The sequence below is a fragment of the Billgrantia kenyensis genome (genome assembly GCF_013697085.1).
GTDB classification, from domain to species: Bacteria; Pseudomonadota; Gammaproteobacteria; order Pseudomonadales; family Halomonadaceae; genus Halomonas; species Halomonas kenyensis.
This window is the reverse complement of record NZ_JACEFT010000010.1, coordinates 62,825-78,995: the sequence shown is the minus strand read 5'-3', so window position 1 is coordinate 78,995 and position 16,171 is coordinate 62,825. Positions and strand designations below refer to the sequence as shown.

Below are 16,171 nucleotides of genomic sequence, written 5' to 3'. Positions count from 1 at the left end.
ACAGGAACTCACTATCACACGACACGACATAGCATAGAGAGGGGAACACATGGAACGAATAGCGAACAGGACTCGGCGACTCCCCTCGCTGCGGCTGACCGCAGCGATAACCCTATCGGCATGGCTGGCGGGCTGCGCCATGACTCACGAGCCTCCTGGCGGGCAACATGCCGCCCCCATCCCCGCCGAATATGAAGCTTGGTTCGACGGCGGCATCGAGGCACCGATGGATGGCCACGACTGGGATCGCGTCAACCGCGCCCAGGATACCATCGAAGCCGGACACTACGAGGAGGCGATCGAGCAGCTACAGCCGCTGATGGAAATGGGCTTTCCCCCCGCCTATTACGAAATGGGCAAACTCTATGAGCGTGGCCTCGGTGTTGAAGCCGACCGCGTCGAGGCTGCCAGGCTCTACGGCAAGGCTATCGAGCGTCCGTCTCCCATCCACGGTCACGCCTCGCTCAACCTCGGCCGCCTCTATCTCGAGGGCAGAGGCGTGGAGCGTAATGACTTGCTCGCGTACTACCTCTTGTGGCAAGCCAAGGATGCCGACCTTGAGCGCAATGCCGATGCGCTTCTGGCCAGGCTGCTGGCCGAAGGTGGCGAGGGTGTCGAAGCGGACCCCGAGCTGGCCCAGCGCCTCTATGAGCAGGCGGCGGCGCGGGGTGAGGCGCAAGCGATAGAAGCCCTGGCCAAGGCCTACGCTCCCGGCGGCTGGCTGGAAGAGGATCCGGCACAGTCAATGGATTATGCCCAGCGCTACGCCGACGTACTCGAGAGCGAGGCGGCCGCAGGCGAGGTCAACGCCATGCTGCAGCTCGCCTCTCTCTACACCACCGACGGTTTGCTCGGCGACCAGCCCGACCAGCGGGTCCACTGGCTGCAGCAGGCGGCAGAAGCGGGCGACCTCGATGCCCTGGCCCGCGCCGGGCGAGACATGACTCGAGCCGGCGAGCAGCAACAGGGCGTCGCCCTGCTGGAGGATGCCGCCCGCCAGGGGCATGTCGATGCCATGGCCTTTCTCGGGCAGACGCTGCTGGAGCCCGAGGTCGGCAGCCCCGAACCCGTACGCGCCGAGCGCTGGCTGCGCGAGGCGATCGAGCACGGCTCCGTCGATGCCCACGTGATCCTCGGCCGCGCCCTGGTCGAAGGTCAGGCAGGACTCAACGACCTGCCTCGCGGCATGGGCCTGCTCGAGCAGGCCGCCGAGCGCCACGATCCCCTGGCTCTGGCTCAACTCGGCTCGCTCTACCTGAATGACGAGCGGGTTGCCGGCCAGCCCTATATCGCCCTCGACTATCTCGAACGCGGGCATGAACTTGGCCACCCCTGGGCTACCGAGCAGTTGGGCGACGCACTTCTCGAGGGACGGGGCTCCCCCCCCGACCCCAGCCGTGCCGAAGAGCTGCTGGAGAATGCCGCTGACCAAGGGCAGACCGGCGCCATGCGCATCCTTGGCGCGGCCTATCTGTCGGGTGACGTGCTACCCTACCACCCCACTCGGGGCCAGGACTTGCTCGAGCGAGCTGCGCAAGCGGGCGACACGACGGCCATGACCCAGCTGGGCGAGGCCTACCTGGATGGCTCCCTGGAGGACGTTCCCAGCGAGGGCATCCGGCTGGTCAGGCAGGCCGCTCAGCAGGGCGATGCCTACGCCATGGTCGTGCTCGGGCGCGCCTATCGCCATGGCGACGGCGTGGAGCGCGACCTTGCCGAGGCCAACCGCTGGCTCACCCAGGCCCAGCAGGAAGGCCATGACTCCGCCGACGATGCCCTGACCTACGTCCAGCGCGATCTCGGCGCCCAGGGCGACATAGAGGCCCTGGTTGCCGCAGCGGAGGACGGCCACCCTGGCGCCATGGCCGATCTCGGTCGAGCTTTCCTCAACGGCGAAGGCGTCGAACGCGACCAGGGCCGAGCGGAATACTGGCTAGGCCAGGCGCACCAGGCGGGCCATGCCGGTGCAGCCGCCAGCCTGGGTCGCATGTACATGGACCGCGGCGACAGCGCAACTGCTGTCGACTACCTGGAGGCTGCCGTGGCACGAGGTCACGCCGGGGCAAGGGCCAACCTGGGCGAGGCCTATCTGACCGGCGACCACGTCGACCAGGACGTGGAACGCGGCCTGGAACTACTGCATGCTGCGGCCGATGCAGGCATGCCTCATGCCGCTTTCCTGCTTGGCGAAGCCCACCAACACGGCGACGGCGTCGAACAGAATGCGGAAGAGGCTGAGCGCTGGTATCAGCAAGCCATTGATGCTGGCGCCGATTACGCTAACGCCGCCCTGGGCCTCGCCCTGATGCGCGGCGATGGTGCCATCGAGCAGGATGTCGAGCGCGGTTACGAGTTGCTTCACCAAGCCGCCGAACAAGGCCACCCCGGCGCTCAGGCCTCACTGGGACGCGAGTACCTGCGCGGCGGCAATATCGAAACCGACCCCGAGCGCGGCGCCAACTACCTTTATGAGGCGGCAAGCCAGGGGCACCGCAGCGCCCGTCTAGCACTGGCCGAGGCGTACCTCGCCTCCCGCGGGCTGCAGGCCAACCAGGAACAGGCCCTGCTGTGGCTCGACGATGTCTTCGAGAGCGAGGGACAGATGGCTGTCGAAACCCTGCGCCAGTTGCTCAGCGATGAGGAAGCCCTGGCCGCCGCCGGTGATGTCGAGGTGGAAACAGAAGAGTGATGACGAGTTCCCGCCGGGGTGGATACAGCAGCCGTATCGCCGGCGGGAATCGTTTCAACAGCAAGGGTGAGGTCGATGACTGCTACGACAGGAATGCCTGCGCCGCCACGGCTGCTGGGCCTGCCCTTGATGGGAGCACTTCTCACCAGGCCCATGGGACGCAGGAGTCGTGCCGGAGGCTATGCTCCCAACGGCTTCAAGCCCCTCACCATCAGATAAAACAAGGCCGGCACCCAGTGCCGGCCTTGAGTCTCGACGCCTTCTCGCGCTCAGCTATTGAACGGATTGCGTAGCACGATGGTTTCGTTGCGATCGGGCCCGGTCGAGACGATATCGATCGAGGTGCCGACCTTCTCCTCGAGGAAGCTGATGTAGGAGCGAGCGTTGGCCGGCAGATCCTCGATGCGCTTGGCACCCAGGGTCGACTCGCTCCAGCCCGGTAGATCCTCGTAGACCGGCTCGACCGCCTCGTAGCCCTCGGAATCCACCGGATTGTCGAGCACTTCCCCATCCTTGCTGCGATAGCCCACGCAGACGCGGATGTTCTCCAGGCCATCGAGCACGTCGAGCTTGGTCAGGCAGATGCCGGATACCGAGTTGATCTGCACCGCATGGCGCAGGGCGACGGCATCGAACCAGCCACAGCGTCTCGGGCGCCCAGTGGTGGCGCCAAACTCGTGGCCGCGTTCGGCCAGGTGGCGGCCATGGTCATCGAACAGCTCGGTAGGGAACGGGCCGGAGCCGACACGCGTAGTGTAGGCCTTGGTGATGCCGAGCACGTAGTCGAGGTAGAGCGGACCGACACCCGAACCGGTGGCGGTACCACCGGCAGTGGTGTTGGAGCTGGTGACGAACGGGTAAGTACCGTGGTCGATGTCCAGCAGCGAGCCCTGGGCACCCTCGAAGAGGATATTTTCGCCGGCGCGGCGCAGGTCGTGAACCAGGCCGACAGTATCGCAGACCATGGGCCGCAGCTCCTCGGCCATGGCCATGGCGCTGTCCAGCACCTCCTGGAAGTCGACCGCCTTCTCGCCGTGATAGTTGACCAGCACGAAGTTGTGGTAGTCGAGCACCTCGCCCAGCTTGGAGGCGAAACGCTCCCGATGCAGCATGTCACCCAGGCGCAGGCCGCGACGAGCGACCTTGTCCTCGTAGGCCGGACCGATGCCGCGGCCGGTGGTGCCGATCTTGGCCACGCCGCGGGCCTTCTCGCGGGCCAGGTCGAGGCGGACGTGATACGGCAGGATCAGCGGACATGCCGGTGAAAGACGCAGCCGTTCACGAACCGGCACGCCCTTCTCCTCGAGCTCGCGGATTTCCTTGATCAGCGCCTCGGGCGACAGCACCACGCCGTTACCGATGACGCAGGTCTTGTCCTGGCGCAGGATGCCGGATGGGATCAGGTGCAACACGGTTTTCTCGCCGTCGATGACCAGCGTGTGCCCGGCATTGTGGCCGCCCTGGAAACGTACTACCGCTGCCGCAGACTCGGTCAGCAGGTCGACTACCTTGCCCTTGCCCTCGTCTCCCCACTGTGTGCCCAATACGACTACGTTCTTGCCCATTGTGTCTCGTCTCTCGTGTCAGCGCCGCGAAAGTGCGCGTCGATGATCCGGCCCGCGGGCCGCGCTCGTCTTCCGGCCCGCTTGCCGGTATCGTTAAATCGGATGCTTCGCTCGGGCTTGGCCGACGCGTCCTGCCTAGAGTGCCTGCGTCTGCCAGTGTCCGTCGACCCATATCAGGCGCTGGCTGCAGCGGTGCGCCTCGGGAGAGGTCGCCTGCCCCGGCAAGGCCTGCACCACCCGATGCCCGCCTGCACGCAGCGAGGCAATCGCCTCGGCAATGCCCTCACCGGCCTCCGGCGCCCAGATGCCGTCACAGGGGGGCTCACTCTGTACCAGCGTGGCCAGCAGCTTCAAGTCCATGGAAAAGCCGGTGGCGGGTCGTGCACGCCCAAAGGCTCGACCGGTGTCGTCATAGCGACCACCCTTGGCCAGCGCCTGGCCATAACCTGGCACGAAGGCTGCAAACATCATCCCGGTGTGGTACTGATAGCCCCGCAGTTCAGCCAGGTCGAAATAGAATTCCACTTCGGGCTGCTCTTCGCTGACCCCGCGATGCAGCGCCCTGAGCTGGGCCAATGCCTCGGCCACCGCAGCCGGCGCACCGGCAAATGCCTCGCCTGCCGCCTCCAGGATCTCGGCGCCGCCATGGAGACGCCCCAGCGCGCGGAACATGTCCGCCAGGGCTGGATCACGCACGCTGGCCTCGACCTGCTGCGCCAGCGCACCGGGCGACTTGAGCTCCAGCGCTTCGAATAGCGCCCGCTCCTGATCACGGTTCAGTTCGGCAGCCTGTACCAGGCTACGGTAGATGCCAATGTGCCCCAGCGCCAGATGGAGCTCACCGGCGCCGGCGGTCTTGAGGCTCTGCAACGCCAGGCGCAGGATCTCCAGGTCCGCTTCCAGGCCGGCGTGGCCGAACAGCTCTACGCCGACCTGGACGGGACTGCGCCCGCCCTGGTGCTGATCGGCCTTGGCCCGCAGCACGTTAGTGCAGTAGCACAGCCGGGCCGGCCCCTGATGGTGCATCGAGTGAGCATCCATCCGCGCCACCTGGGGGGTCACATCGGCACTGACGCCCATCAAGCGGCCGGTCAGCTGGTCGGTCAACTTGAATGTCTGCAGATCCAGATCGGTACCGGTGCCGGTCAACAGGGAATCGAGAAATTCCACGGGAGGCGGCATCACCTGATCGTATCCCCAGCGGTAATACAGGTCGAGCAGCCCTCGGCGCAGCTCTTCCATGCGGCTCGCCTGTGGCGGCAGCACCTCATCCATGCCGTCGGGCAGCAGCCAGCGGTCAGCAATGGTCATGTCGTCAATCCTGCAAGGCGAAATGGGCGGGTAAAGACGTGGCGAAGGTAAAAAATGCCCACAAAAAAACCGGGCCACGCCCGGTTTACGGATTCTACCACGTTTGTCGGCCGGATGAACCCCGCCATCCATGCGGGTCGCCTGTCGGCCAGCCAGGCGGCTGGCCGACAGGATCGCATCACTCCTCGTTCTGGACGCCGGGGCCGCGCAGGTAGCGGAAGAAGTCGGTGCTCGGATCCAGCACCAGCATGTCCCGGTCGCCATCGAAGCTGTCGCGATAGGCGTTCAGGCTGCGCCAAAAGGTGAAGAACTCCGGATTCTGGCCATAGGACTCGGAGAAGATCGCTGCGGCTTCGGCATCGCCTTCACCACGCAGGGTCTCGGCACGCTCGGTGGCCTGGGCCAGCAGCACCTGGCGCCGACGATCGGCGTTGGCGCGAATGCGCTCGGCCTCCTCCTGACCCTGGGCACGCCACTCGCGGGCTTCACGCTCACGCTCGGAGCGCATGCGGTCGAAGACCGCCGCCGATACGTCTTCCGGCAGGTCGATCCGCTTGACCCGAACATCCAGAATCGACACCCCCAGCTCCTCGCGCATCAGCGAGTCGAGCTCCTGGGTCGGGCGGATCATCAGGTCGTCGCGACGCTCGGCGATGATCTGCTGCAGGTCGAGGCGGCCGAACTCGTTACGCAGGCTCTCGTCGACCCGCGGCTGAATCAAGCGAATAGCCATCATCTCGTCACCGGCGGTCGCCTCGTAGTAGCGGGTGGGGTTGACCACCTGCCACTTGACGTAGGAGTCCACGATCACCGCTTTCTGCTCGAGGGTCAGATAACGGCTGGTGTCGGTGTCCAGCGTCAGCACACGAGTATCGAACTTGCGCACCGTTTGAGTGATCGGCACCTTGAAGTGCAGGCCGGGCTGAATGTTCTCCTCGATGACTTCACCGAAGCGCAGCTTGACCGCGCGCTCGGTCTCGTCGACCACATAGAGACTGTTGCTGGCAAGCCAGGCCACGGCGGCCAGGCCGCCTACGATGATCAAGGAACGATTGTTGATCATTTAGCGACCCTCCCTGCGGATGCCACCGGTATTGCCACCCTGCGCCGAGCTGGTCGTACGCAGGCGCTCGAGCACGCGCGGGTCGAGTTCACCGCTTTCGCCGCGAGCCGCCTCACCGTTGCCTTCGCCGCCGCCAGTCTGGCCGCCGGGGCGCTGGTCGAGCGGCAGGTACATCAGCGGAGCATCGTCGCTCACGTCGATCAGCACCTTCGGCGTGCGAGCGAAGACGTCAGCCATGGCGTCGATGTAGAGACGCTCACGCATGATCTCCGGCGCGTTGCGGTACTGGGCCAGCAGCGCGTTGAAGCGGTTGACCTGACCCTGGGCTTCGGCCACTACCGACTCGCGGTAACCCTGGCCCTGCTCGACCAGACGCTGCGCCTGACCCTGGGCGGCCGGGATGATGGCGTTGGCGTAGGCCATGCCCTCGTTGATGGTCCGCTGACGATCCTCGCGGGCCCGGATCACGTCGTCGAAGGCATCGATGACAGGCGCCGGCGCAGAGGTCGACTCGATGTTGATGGTCTGCAGGCGAATCCCGGTGCCGTAGCTGTCCAGGTAGGTCTGCAGGCGGCTCGCCACCGAGCTACCGAGAATCTCACGACCCGAAGTCAGGATCTCGATCATGTCCGTGCCACCCACCACGTGACGCAGGGCGGAATCCAATGCGTTCTCGATGGAGAGCTGCGGATTGCGCACGTTGAGCACGAAGTCGCGGGGGTTGTTGACCTGATACTGTGCCGAGATCTCGACTTCGACGATGTTCTCGTCGCGGGTCAGCATCGACTGGGTCTGAGTGAGCGAGCGCACGCGGGTCACGTTGACCATGCGCACATCGTCGATCAACGGCGGATTCCAGTGCAGGCCGGGGCCCACCACGGTCTGGAACTCACCGAAACGGAGTACCACGCCTCGTTCGGCCTGGTCGACCAGATAGAAGCCCATTGCCCCCCAGATACCCAGGGCGATGACTACCAGCAGCCCTGGCAGCGCAAAGGTATTGCGAGGGCGACCGCCGCCCTTACCCCCTTGACCACCGCCGCCCTTGCCGCCGCGTCCGCCGAGCATGCTATTGAGTTTGTCCTGAAATTTCTTCAGGGCCTCGTCAAGGTCGGGTGGCCCCTGGTTACCACCACGGCCGCCACCGCCACCATTACCTCCGCCGCGCCGGCCCCCACCGCTCCAGGGGTCATGCTGGTTGCCGCCACCCGGCTCATTCCAAGCCATACGTCGTCTCCACTCTGCGTTACCTCCCCGCCGGCGTATCGAGCCGCCGCTCAGGGTTGTCGGTTGCTATCCTGTCATGGCGCCCAAGGGGCGCCTGATGCCATTGTCTCTAGGGGAAGCCAATCCAGGCGACCAGGAAGTCTGCAGCTGTTACGCATCCCATACCGGCCGTTCGCGTAGCTCGAACGGAAGATAATCTTCCGCCCGCTCTCCCAACCGGGCCATCAGCTGCAGGAAGTCTCGGCGCGGCATGCGAATCTCGAGCCGCACCTGTCCGCCCTCTTCATAATGTTCTTGTTGCACGGCTCCCAGCTCGTGCAGCCCTGCTCTCAGGCGGCCCTGCTGCGGAGACAGGCTGATGTCGAAGGCGATCACGTCCTCCGCCAGACATTCCGAAAGGGCCTGTTCGAGCAGCTCTAGGCCGCGCCCATCACGTGCCGACAGCCAGACCACCTCGGGCCGGCCCTGAGCGTCGCGCTCGATTCGCGGCGCGCTGTCGAGCAGGTCGATCTTGTTCATCACCTTCAGCATCGGCACGTCCAGCGCACCGATTTCATCGAGCACCCCTTCCACCTCAGCGACATTGAGGTCGCGATCCGGGTCAGCGGCATCGATCACATGCACCAGCAGCGATGCCTCGGCGGCTTCCTGCAGCGTGGCCTGGAAGGCTTCCACCAGCTTATGGGGAAGATGACGGATGAAGCCCACGGTGTCCGCCAGCACCACCGGGCCAACGTCGCCGATTTCCAGCCGCCGCAGCGTCGGATCGAGCGTAGCGAACAACTGATCGGCCGCATAGACCCTTGCCGACGTCAGGGCGTTGAATAGCGTCGATTTGCCGGCGTTGGTATAACCGACCAGTGAGACGCTGGGAATCTCTGCCCTGGCACGAGCGCGTCGATTCTGGTTGCGCTGACTGCGCACCTTGTCGAGCCGCTTGTGAATCGCCTTGATACGAGCCCGCAGCAGACGGCGGTCGGTCTCGAGCTGGGTCTCACCGGGACCGCGCAAGCCAATGCCACCCTTCTGGCGCTCGAGGTGCGTCCAGCCTCTGATCAGGCGGGTGGACATGTACTCCAGCTGCGCCAGCTCGACCTGAAGCTTACCCTCGTGGGTACGGGCACGCTGGGCGAAGATGTCGAGAATCAACCCGGTGCGATCAAGCACCCGGCACTTGAGCTCCCGCTCCAGGTTGCGCTCCTGGGAGGGCCTCAAGGCGTGGTTGAAGATGACCAGCTCCGCACCGTGAACCTTCAGGGCGTCGCGCAGCTCTTCCATCTTGCCAGTGCCGATGAAAGTGCGTGAATCAGGCCGATGCCGGCTGCCGGTGAGCAGCATGGCCGGCTCGGCACCGGCGGAACGGACCAGTTCCATGAACTCACCCGGATCCTCGCGTTCGCGCTCATCCTGGAAGTCGACATGAACCAGTATTGCCGTTTCGCCGGCATCGGGTCGTTCAAAAAACAATCAATACCTCACGCATTGCTGTCCTGCTGGGCCGCGGGATCCTGCGGCGGCAGCCGCACGTTGCGCGAAGGCACCACCGTGGAGATGGCGTGCTTGTAGACCATCTGACTGACGGTGTTGCGCAGCAGAATGACGAACTGATCGAAAGACTCGATCTGCCCCTGCAGCTTGATGCCGTTGACCAGGAAAATCGAAACCGGAATGCGCTCCTTGCGCAGGATATTCAGGTATGGGTCTTGAAGGGACTGCCCTTTGGACATGTTACCTCTCCCTAAAACATTCTTATGAGGGGTGGAAGTTGTGCTCTTTCTCGGCTGGTCGCCCGGCCACTCGAAGCCAACATCTTACGCTAAGAGCCAGATTCACGCACGAATTTCAGAATCTGGCCCAGCCTATCTCGTTGCTGGCTATCGACCCAATGCAGCCCCGGCCAGCTGCGCAGCCAGGTCAGTTGACGCTTGGCCAGCTGCCGGGTGGCCACGATGATGCGGTGGCGCAACGACTCGATTTCACCATGGCCGGCGTCAAGGTATTCCCACACCTGACGGTAGCCCACGCTCTTCATCGATGGCAGACCGGGGTGCAGGTCGCCTCGCGCTCTCAAGGCCTCGACTTCCGCCACCAGGCCTGCCGATAGCATGGCCTCGAAGCGCAAGGCGATTCGCTCATGCAGAACACGGCGATCATAGGGCGTGACTCCTATCGACAACACCTTCCAGGGAAAGGTTTCAGGCTGCTGCCGACGCCATAGCTCGGACAAGGTCTCTCCACTGGCCCGATACACCTCCAGCGCCCGCATCAGCCGTTGTGGATCGTTGGGGTGAATGCGCCCGGCGGCTTCGGGGTCGACCCTGGCAAGCTCGGCATGCAGCGCGGCAAGGCCACCGAATTCGGCCTCTCGCGCCAGCTCGGCGCGTATCGCCGGGTCTGCGGGAGGCAGGTTGGCAACCCCCTCGAGCAGGCGCTTGGCATACATCATGGTGCCGCCTACCAGCACGGGAATCCGCCCAACTGCGGTAATTTGCCGCATCTCGCGACGAGCGTCCTCGCGGAAGTCCGCCGCGGAGTAGGGCTCGGCCGGATCCCTGATATCGATCAACCGGTGTGGGGCTCGTGCCAGTTCCTCGGGCGACGGCTTGGCACTGCCAATATCCATGCCGCGGTAGACCATGGCCGAATCCATGCTGATCAACTCGCAGTCGAGCCGCTCATGCAGCGCGAACGCCAGGTCCGTCTTGCCGGCGGCAGTGGGCCCCATCAGCAGGATGGCCAGCGGGCGTCTGTCGGTCATGCAGGACGCCTCCTCACTGGCCACGCAGGAACAGTCGGTCGAGCTGCTTGAGCGACATCTCGGTCCAGGTGGGTCGACCATGGTTGCACTGCCCACTGCGCTCGGTACGCTCCATGTCGCGCAGCAGCGCATTCATTTCGGCCACGCTCAGACGCCGGTTGGCGCGCACGCTGCCGTGGCAAGCCATGGTCGCCAGCAACTCGTTGATCCGAGCCTCCAGCCTGTCGGAGCGCCCGTAGCGTTCCAGATCGCCCAGCATGTCGCGAATCAGGGGCTCGGCGTCGGCATCGGCCAGCAGCGCCGGCACCTGGCGTACGAGCAATGTCTCGGGCCCGGCCACATCGAGCTCGACACCCAGGCGACTGAAGGCTTCACGCTCGACCTCTGCGGTAGCCACCTCGGCATGGCTCGCTGCCATGGATACCGGCACCAGCAGCGGCTGCGCCTCGAGCGCACCAGCGTGGACCTGATTCTTCATGCGCTCGTAGACGATGCGTTCGTGAGCCGCATGCATATCGACGATGATCATGCCCTGAGCGGTCTGGGAGAGGATGTAGATCCCGTGAAGCTGGGCAATGGCGAAGCCCAGCGGCGGGATACCGCTGCCCTCCTCGTGCTCGGGTAGCACCGGGGCCACCGCCTCCGGCAGTGCCGTCGCTGACGCCACTGGGGTGCTGCCCTTCCCCGGCGCCTGCGGGGTAAGCAGGCGCTCTTCATGGTCGGGGTGGAGCGCACGATAACCATCCATGAAGGCACGCACCCGGTCGGGGGTCAATCTTTCGGTCGCCTCAGGAGCATCGTGCAGCGCCATCGGCCGCTGCTGCCAGCGCCCCGGTGTCTCGTGCACCTCGGCGGCACCTGGCGCATCCGCGCCCTGCTCGCCTGCCAGTCGCTCGCCCTGGCCCGGCACGGGCTCGGCCGGGCGCGCCTCGGCCAGAGCTCGGTGCAGGCTGGAGAAGAGGAAGTCATGTACCAGGCGGCCGTCGCGAAAGCGCACCTCGTGCTTGGTGGGATGGACGTTGACGTCGACCACCGTGGGGTCGACCTCGAGATAGAGCACGAATACCGGATGGCGACCGTGGAACAGCACGTCGCGGTAGGCCTGGCGGATGGCATGGGCCACCAGCCGGTCACGCACCACCCGGCCATTGACGAAGAAATACTGCTGGTCGGCCTGCGAGCGTGAGTGAGTGGGCAGGCCTACCCAGCCGCTCAGACGCAGGCCGCCGGCAGCAATGTCGAGGTGCAGGGCATTGTCGAGAAAGGACTTGCCCAGCAGCGCCGCGATGCGTCGCTCGCGGCGCGCCGGATCTTCGCCCGGTGGCAGCTGGTGAACGGTCTTCTGGTTGTGGCGCAACACCCAGGCGATGTCGAAGCGCGACAGCGCCAGGCGACGAAAGGCTTCCTCAACGTGACCGTACTCGGTTTTCTCGGTGCGCAGGAACTTGCGCCGTGCCGGGGTGTTGAAGAACAGGTCACGCACCGTCACCGAGGTACCGCGAGGGTGCGGCGCCGGGCTGACGCGGGGCTCCATCTGGCGCCCTTCCGCCACCACCCGCCAGCCGCCCCGGGGATCGTCCTCGACGTTGGCCACGAGTTCGAGTCGCGATACCGAACTGATCGAGGCCAGTGCCTCGCCGCGAAAACCAAGGCTCGCCACGCCTTCCAGGTCCTCCAGCGAAGCGATCTTGCTGGTGGCGTGACGCGACAGCGCCAGCGGCAGGTCGGCCTCGGCAATGCCGCTACCGTCGTCGCGTACGCGAATCAAGCGGCAACCGCCGGCCTCGAGCTCCACCTCGACCCGGGTGCTACCGGCATCGATGGCATTCTCGACCAGCTCCTTTACCACCGATGCCGGACGCTCCACCACTTCGCCGGCAGCGATCTGGTTGGCCAGGCGGGGATCGAGAATTCGAATGCGGCGAGCTTCATCAACGACCATCATGAGCGTGGTATCCGTAACACCTGACCGACGCGAATCACGTCGCCATTGATCTCGTTGGCCTGCTTGAGCTGCCCCACCGGCACGCCATGGCGGGCGGCGATCTGGGACAGAGTGTCACCAGGCTGGATGCGATACTCGTTGCTGGAGGGCGTGCGACGGTTGTCTCGCTGCCAGGCCAGCAGGCTCGCCGGCGGTGGGTTCCCGCGGAAGTGCGACTCGATGCCGGCGAAGATCGACTCGGCAAGCCGCTGCTGATGGCCCGAGTCGCGCAGACGACGCTCCTCGTCGGGGTTGGAGATGAACCCCGCCTCGATCAGCAGCGACGGAATGTCGGGCGACTTGAGCACCCGGAAGCCAGCCTGCTCCACCCGGCTTCGATGCAGCCGATTGACCTTGCCCAGCTGGTCCAGCACCTGGCCACCGATGGAGAGCGAATCGTTGAGCGTGGCGGTCATGGTCAGATCCAGCAGCACCCCGCGCAGCATCTCGTCCTTGTCCTTGAGAGAAAGGTTGCCGTCGACGCCACCGATCAGGTCGGCGCGATTCTCGCTCTCGGCCAGCCACTGGGCTGTCTCGGAGGTGGCGCCGCGCTGGGAGAGTGCATAGACGGCACTGCCGTTGGGCTGCGGGCTGGTAAAAGCATCGGCGTGAATGGAGACGAAGAAATCGGCCTTCTGCTCGCGGGCGATCTGGGTACGCTGGCGCAGTCCGATGAAGTAGTCGCCATCGCGAATCATCACCGCACGGAAACCTTCGGTGTTATCGACCAGGCGCTGCAGGCGTCGGCTGATCTCCAGGACCACGTCCTTCTCACGCGTCCCCCCGGGCCCGATCGCACCAGGGTCTTCGCCACCATGCCCAGGGTCGATGGCGATGATGATGTCGCGGCGCGGGTGCGGTGCCGCCGGCTTGCGGGCGACCACTTCGGGATCCACACGCGGCGCCTCGGAGTCTGGCTCACTTCGGTGGCGAGTGGCAGCAATCTCCTGCTCGCGGATCATTGCCTCGATCGGGTCGATGGGATTCTCCACCGCGCTTTCGCCCGGGTACTCCATGTCCACCACCAGGCGATGGCCATACTGCTCGTTGGGCGGCAGCGTGAAATGGCGCGGCTCCACTGCTCTTGAAAGCTCCAGAACGACGCGCAGCCCGCTACCGTCGCGTATGCCGCTACGCACGCCAGTGATGGCACTGCCATCCAGATCCAGGCTTCCCAGGTCGGTATTGAGCCGGCTCTCGTCGAGATCGATCACCAGGCGTTTGGGATCGTCCAGTAAGAAGACATTGGCCTCGGCATCGGCGGAAAGGTCGAAGACCAGGCGCGCATGGTCCGGCGCTGCCCACAGGCGGACATTGTCCACCTGCGCCGCCTGAGCCGGTACGCTCAAGCCAAACAGCAGGAAGAAGGAGAGGATCAATAGGCACAAAACGCTCAGTTTCCCGTCTTGGCCCATGGGCAAGGGTCGAGTGCTCATCACGACGTTTCACGCTCTCCATCGCTGATCAGGTCGGCCAGGGCGGGATCCCGGCCCAAAGCTTCGAGTACCGCACGCCCATGCTCGGTCAAAGCCTCGAGCCTGGCCTCGCGGCCCACCTCGCATAGCGACAGCGTAACCCACAGGTCGGGGCCCGGCAGCCAACCAGCGCCACGGCTCGGCCACTCTACGATGCACAGCGCATCGTCGGAGAAGAGGTCGCGGCCGCCGATGAACTCCAGCTCCTCGGGGTCGCCGAGGCGGTAGAGGTCGAAATGGTAGACTCGGCCTGCGCTCAGTTCATAGGGCTCGACCAGCGTATAGGTGGGACTCTTGACCGCGCCGAGGTGTCCGCAGGCTTTGAGAATCCCTCGGGCCAGGGTGGTCTTGCCGGCGCCCAGCTCGCCCTCGAGATAGAGGCGCCCTCGCCCCTGCATGGCCTTGCCCAGGCACTCCCCGAAAACCACCTGCCGGCACTCGTCATCGAGTCTTAAGCGCATCATGCCCCCCAGCAAGCACATGTAACCCCGGCTCGAAACCTGGATTGACGATAACTCGGGCATAGGATGCCAGATCGGCCGCCAGCAGGCCACGCTCCCCCGCGCTGCGTGCCGCCATGTCACCGGCCATGGCATGCACCATGACGCCCAGCCTGGCTGCGATTTCCAGCGCAAGGCCCTGGGAGAGGAGCGCACCGAGAATACCGGAGAGCACGTCCCCCATACCGCCGGAGGCCATCCCAGGGTTACCGTAGGGGCAGACGGTCATGCCTTCCGGCCCAGCCACCAGGGTGCCGGCTCCCTTGAGCACCGCCACGCCGCCGTAACGCCGCTGCAGCTCGCGTGCCGCCGCGGGCCGGTCGGCTTCCACCTCCGCCGCGCTACAGCCGAGCAGACGCCCCGCCTCGCCGGGGTGTGGCGTCAGGATCCAGTCGTCGCGACGCAGTTCACCAAAGCAAGAAGCGAGTAGGTTCAGGCCATCGGCATCCACCACCAGCGGCTTGGACTCGGTCAATGCCGCCTGCAGCATGCCCTGCCCCCAGGCGGCCTTGCCGAGACCGGGGCCGACCACCAGCACATCGGCCATGGCCGGCAGATCGCCAAGCTCGGCCACACCGCGCAGGCCATGAACCATCACCTCGGGGCGATAGGAAAGGCAGGCGGTGACGTGCTCTGGGGCGGTTACGAGACTGACCTTGCCAGCCCCCAGGCGTGCCGCCGCCTCGCTGGCCAGCAGCGCCGCACCGCCGAAACCCGGTGCGCCGCCCAGCACCAGCACATGCCCCATGGCCCCCTTGTGGGCATCGCGCGCGCGCGGTGGCAGCCAGGCCTGCAGCAGCTTCTCGTCGAGCAGCTCGGCCTCAGGCTGGAGGTCGTCATGCCCGCGTGCATCGACGCCAAGGGCACGAAAATGCACTTCGCCGGTCAAGGCCGGGGCGCGCCCGGTGTGCAGACCGATCTTGTCACCGATGAAGGTCACGGTACGCGTCGCGCGTACTGCCACACCGAGTTCGGCCCCGGTATCGGCAGCCAGGCCGGAAGGGATGTCGATGGCCAGCACCGGCAGGCCACTGGCGTTGACCGCCTCGATCGCATCGCGGAAGTCACCGCGAACTTCGCCTTCCAGGCCGGTACCCAGCAGCGCATCGACGACCACCTCGCCGCTGAAGGCAATCCCCTTGCGCCACGGCTCCAGTGTCACGCCCGCCGCCGCGGCCATTTCAGCAGCGAGCGCGGCATCACCCTCGAGCGTTTCCGGCGACTTCAGGGCAATGCGCTGGACCTGCACCCCCGCCACCGCCGCCAGCGCCGCCAGCACATGGCCGTCGCCACCGTTGTTACCGCCGCCGCACAGCACGCTGATTCGCTTTACCCCGGGCCAGCGTGACTTGAGACTCTGCCAGGCGGCCGTCGCGGCCCGCTGCATCAAGGCAAAACCCTCGACGCCGCCAGCGATGGTGCGGCGATCGAGCTCTCTTACCTGTTCCGCCCGGTATAGCGGCCGCAGGTTCAGCTGAATCTCATTGGAACGATTCCCGGACATCCCGTGTCTCCCTGCCGGTGTTGCTTTATCATGGGGAGTGTAAGCGCCACGGCGCTCAAGCCAATCCCCCCGCGACTTTTTTGCCCGGTTTTTTC

At 65.5% G+C, this 16,171-nt stretch carries 12 protein-coding genes; 1 reads left to right on the top strand and 11 read right to left on the bottom strand.

The window, feature by feature from the left end; all coding sequences use genetic code 11:
• Positions 1 to 49: 49 nt before the first annotated feature.
• Positions 50 to 2,689 carry a tetratricopeptide repeat protein gene (locus tag H1D44_RS09955; RefSeq protein ID WP_181514699.1) on the top strand — a complete coding sequence of 880 codons (2,640 nt, stop codon included), beginning with the start codon at positions 50 to 52 and terminating at the stop codon, positions 2,687 to 2,689.
• Positions 2,690 to 2,958: 269 nt separating this feature from the next.
• Here H1D44_RS09955 and H1D44_RS09950 read toward each other — a convergent pair whose 3' ends face one another.
• From H1D44_RS09950 to H1D44_RS09900, 11 genes are all read right to left on the bottom strand, one after another.
• Positions 2,959 to 4,254, bottom strand: coding sequence for an adenylosuccinate synthase (locus H1D44_RS09950; protein ID WP_181514698.1), 1,296 nt, complete (start codon positions 4,252 to 4,254; stop codon positions 2,959 to 2,961).
• A 135-nt stretch (positions 4,255 to 4,389) separates the two neighbouring features.
• Positions 4,390 to 5,565, bottom strand: coding sequence for an ATP phosphoribosyltransferase regulatory subunit (locus tag H1D44_RS09945; RefSeq protein WP_181514697.1), 1,176 nt, complete (start codon positions 5,563 to 5,565; stop codon positions 4,390 to 4,392).
• Positions 5,566 to 5,743: 178 nt separating this feature from the next.
• Entirely contained in the window at positions 5,744 to 6,628 is an 885-nt protein-coding gene (gene hflC, locus H1D44_RS09940; RefSeq protein ID WP_181514696.1) for a protease modulator HflC, read from the bottom strand.
• Positions 6,629 to 7,855, bottom strand: coding sequence for an FtsH protease activity modulator HflK (hflK, locus tag H1D44_RS09935; protein ID WP_181514695.1), 1,227 nt, complete (start codon positions 7,853 to 7,855; stop codon positions 6,629 to 6,631).
• A gap of 150 nt (positions 7,856 to 8,005) precedes the next feature.
• Complete coding sequence (gene hflX, locus H1D44_RS09930; protein ID WP_181514694.1) at positions 8,006 to 9,322, bottom strand: ribosome rescue GTPase HflX; 1,317 nt, start codon at positions 9,320 to 9,322, stop codon at positions 8,006 to 8,008.
• 8 nt (positions 9,323 to 9,330) lie between these two features.
• On the bottom strand, positions 9,331 to 9,582 hold the full coding sequence (gene hfq, locus H1D44_RS09925) for an RNA chaperone Hfq (RefSeq protein WP_181514693.1): 252 nt from the start codon (positions 9,580 to 9,582) through the stop codon (positions 9,331 to 9,333).
• A gap of 89 nt (positions 9,583 to 9,671) precedes the next feature.
• A complete protein-coding gene (miaA, locus tag H1D44_RS09920) occupies positions 9,672 to 10,613 on the bottom strand; it encodes a tRNA (adenosine(37)-N6)-dimethylallyltransferase MiaA (RefSeq protein ID WP_181514692.1) in 942 nt (313 codons plus the stop codon).
• A gap of 13 nt (positions 10,614 to 10,626) precedes the next feature.
• Positions 10,627 to 12,558 carry a DNA mismatch repair endonuclease MutL gene (mutL, locus tag H1D44_RS09915; protein ID WP_181514691.1) on the bottom strand — a complete coding sequence of 644 codons (1,932 nt, stop codon included), beginning with the start codon at positions 12,556 to 12,558 and terminating at the stop codon, positions 10,627 to 10,629.
• The gene (locus H1D44_RS09910; protein ID WP_181514690.1) at positions 12,555 to 14,033 is read right to left on the bottom strand and encodes an N-acetylmuramoyl-L-alanine amidase; all 1,479 of its coding nucleotides are present in this window, start codon (positions 14,031 to 14,033) and stop codon (positions 12,555 to 12,557) included. Before H1D44_RS09910 ends, mutL begins: the two co-directional genes overlap by 4 nt.
• The gene (gene tsaE, locus H1D44_RS09905; protein ID WP_181514783.1) at positions 14,033 to 14,533 is read right to left on the bottom strand and encodes a tRNA (adenosine(37)-N6)-threonylcarbamoyltransferase complex ATPase subunit type 1 TsaE; all 501 of its coding nucleotides are present in this window, start codon (positions 14,531 to 14,533) and stop codon (positions 14,033 to 14,035) included. The genes H1D44_RS09910 and tsaE overlap by 1 nt, the downstream gene beginning before the upstream one ends.
• On the bottom strand, positions 14,514 to 16,076 hold the full coding sequence (locus H1D44_RS09900) for an NAD(P)H-hydrate dehydratase (RefSeq protein WP_181514689.1): 1,563 nt from the start codon (positions 16,074 to 16,076) through the stop codon (positions 14,514 to 14,516). Before H1D44_RS09900 ends, tsaE begins: the two co-directional genes overlap by 20 nt.
• Between the last annotated feature and the right edge of the window lie 95 nt (positions 16,077 to 16,171).

Bases quoted from the DNA above. Each gene is read 5' to 3' on its own strand.
- H1D44_RS09910 (WP_181514690.1), bottom strand. From the start codon at position 14,033: ATGAGCACTCGACCCTTGCCCATGGGCCAAGACGGGAAACTGAGCGTT.
- hflK (WP_181514695.1), bottom strand. From the start codon at position 7,855: ATGGCTTGGAATGAGCCGGGTGGCGGCAACCAGCATGACCCCTGGAGC.
- mutL (WP_181514691.1), bottom strand. From the start codon at position 12,558: ATGATGGTCGTTGATGAAGCTCGCCGCATTCGAATTCTCGATCCCCGC.
- H1D44_RS09955 (WP_181514699.1), top strand. From the start codon at position 50: ATGGAACGAATAGCGAACAGGACTCGGCGACTCCCCTCGCTGCGGCTG.
- hflC (WP_181514696.1), bottom strand. From the start codon at position 6,628: ATGATCAACAATCGTTCCTTGATCATCGTAGGCGGCCTGGCCGCCGTG.
- hfq (WP_181514693.1), bottom strand. From the start codon at position 9,582: ATGTCCAAAGGGCAGTCCCTTCAAGACCCATACCTGAATATCCTGCGC.
- H1D44_RS09900 (WP_181514689.1), bottom strand. From the start codon at position 16,076: ATGTCCGGGAATCGTTCCAATGAGATTCAGCTGAACCTGCGGCCGCTA.
- H1D44_RS09950 (WP_181514698.1), bottom strand. From the start codon at position 4,254: ATGGGCAAGAACGTAGTCGTATTGGGCACACAGTGGGGAGACGAGGGC.
- H1D44_RS09945 (WP_181514697.1), bottom strand. From the start codon at position 5,565: ATGACCATTGCTGACCGCTGGCTGCTGCCCGACGGCATGGATGAGGTG.
- tsaE (WP_181514783.1), bottom strand. From the start codon at position 14,533: ATGCGCTTAAGACTCGATGACGAGTGCCGGCAGGTGGTTTTCGGGGAG.
- miaA (WP_181514692.1), bottom strand. From the start codon at position 10,613: ATGACCGACAGACGCCCGCTGGCCATCCTGCTGATGGGGCCCACTGCC.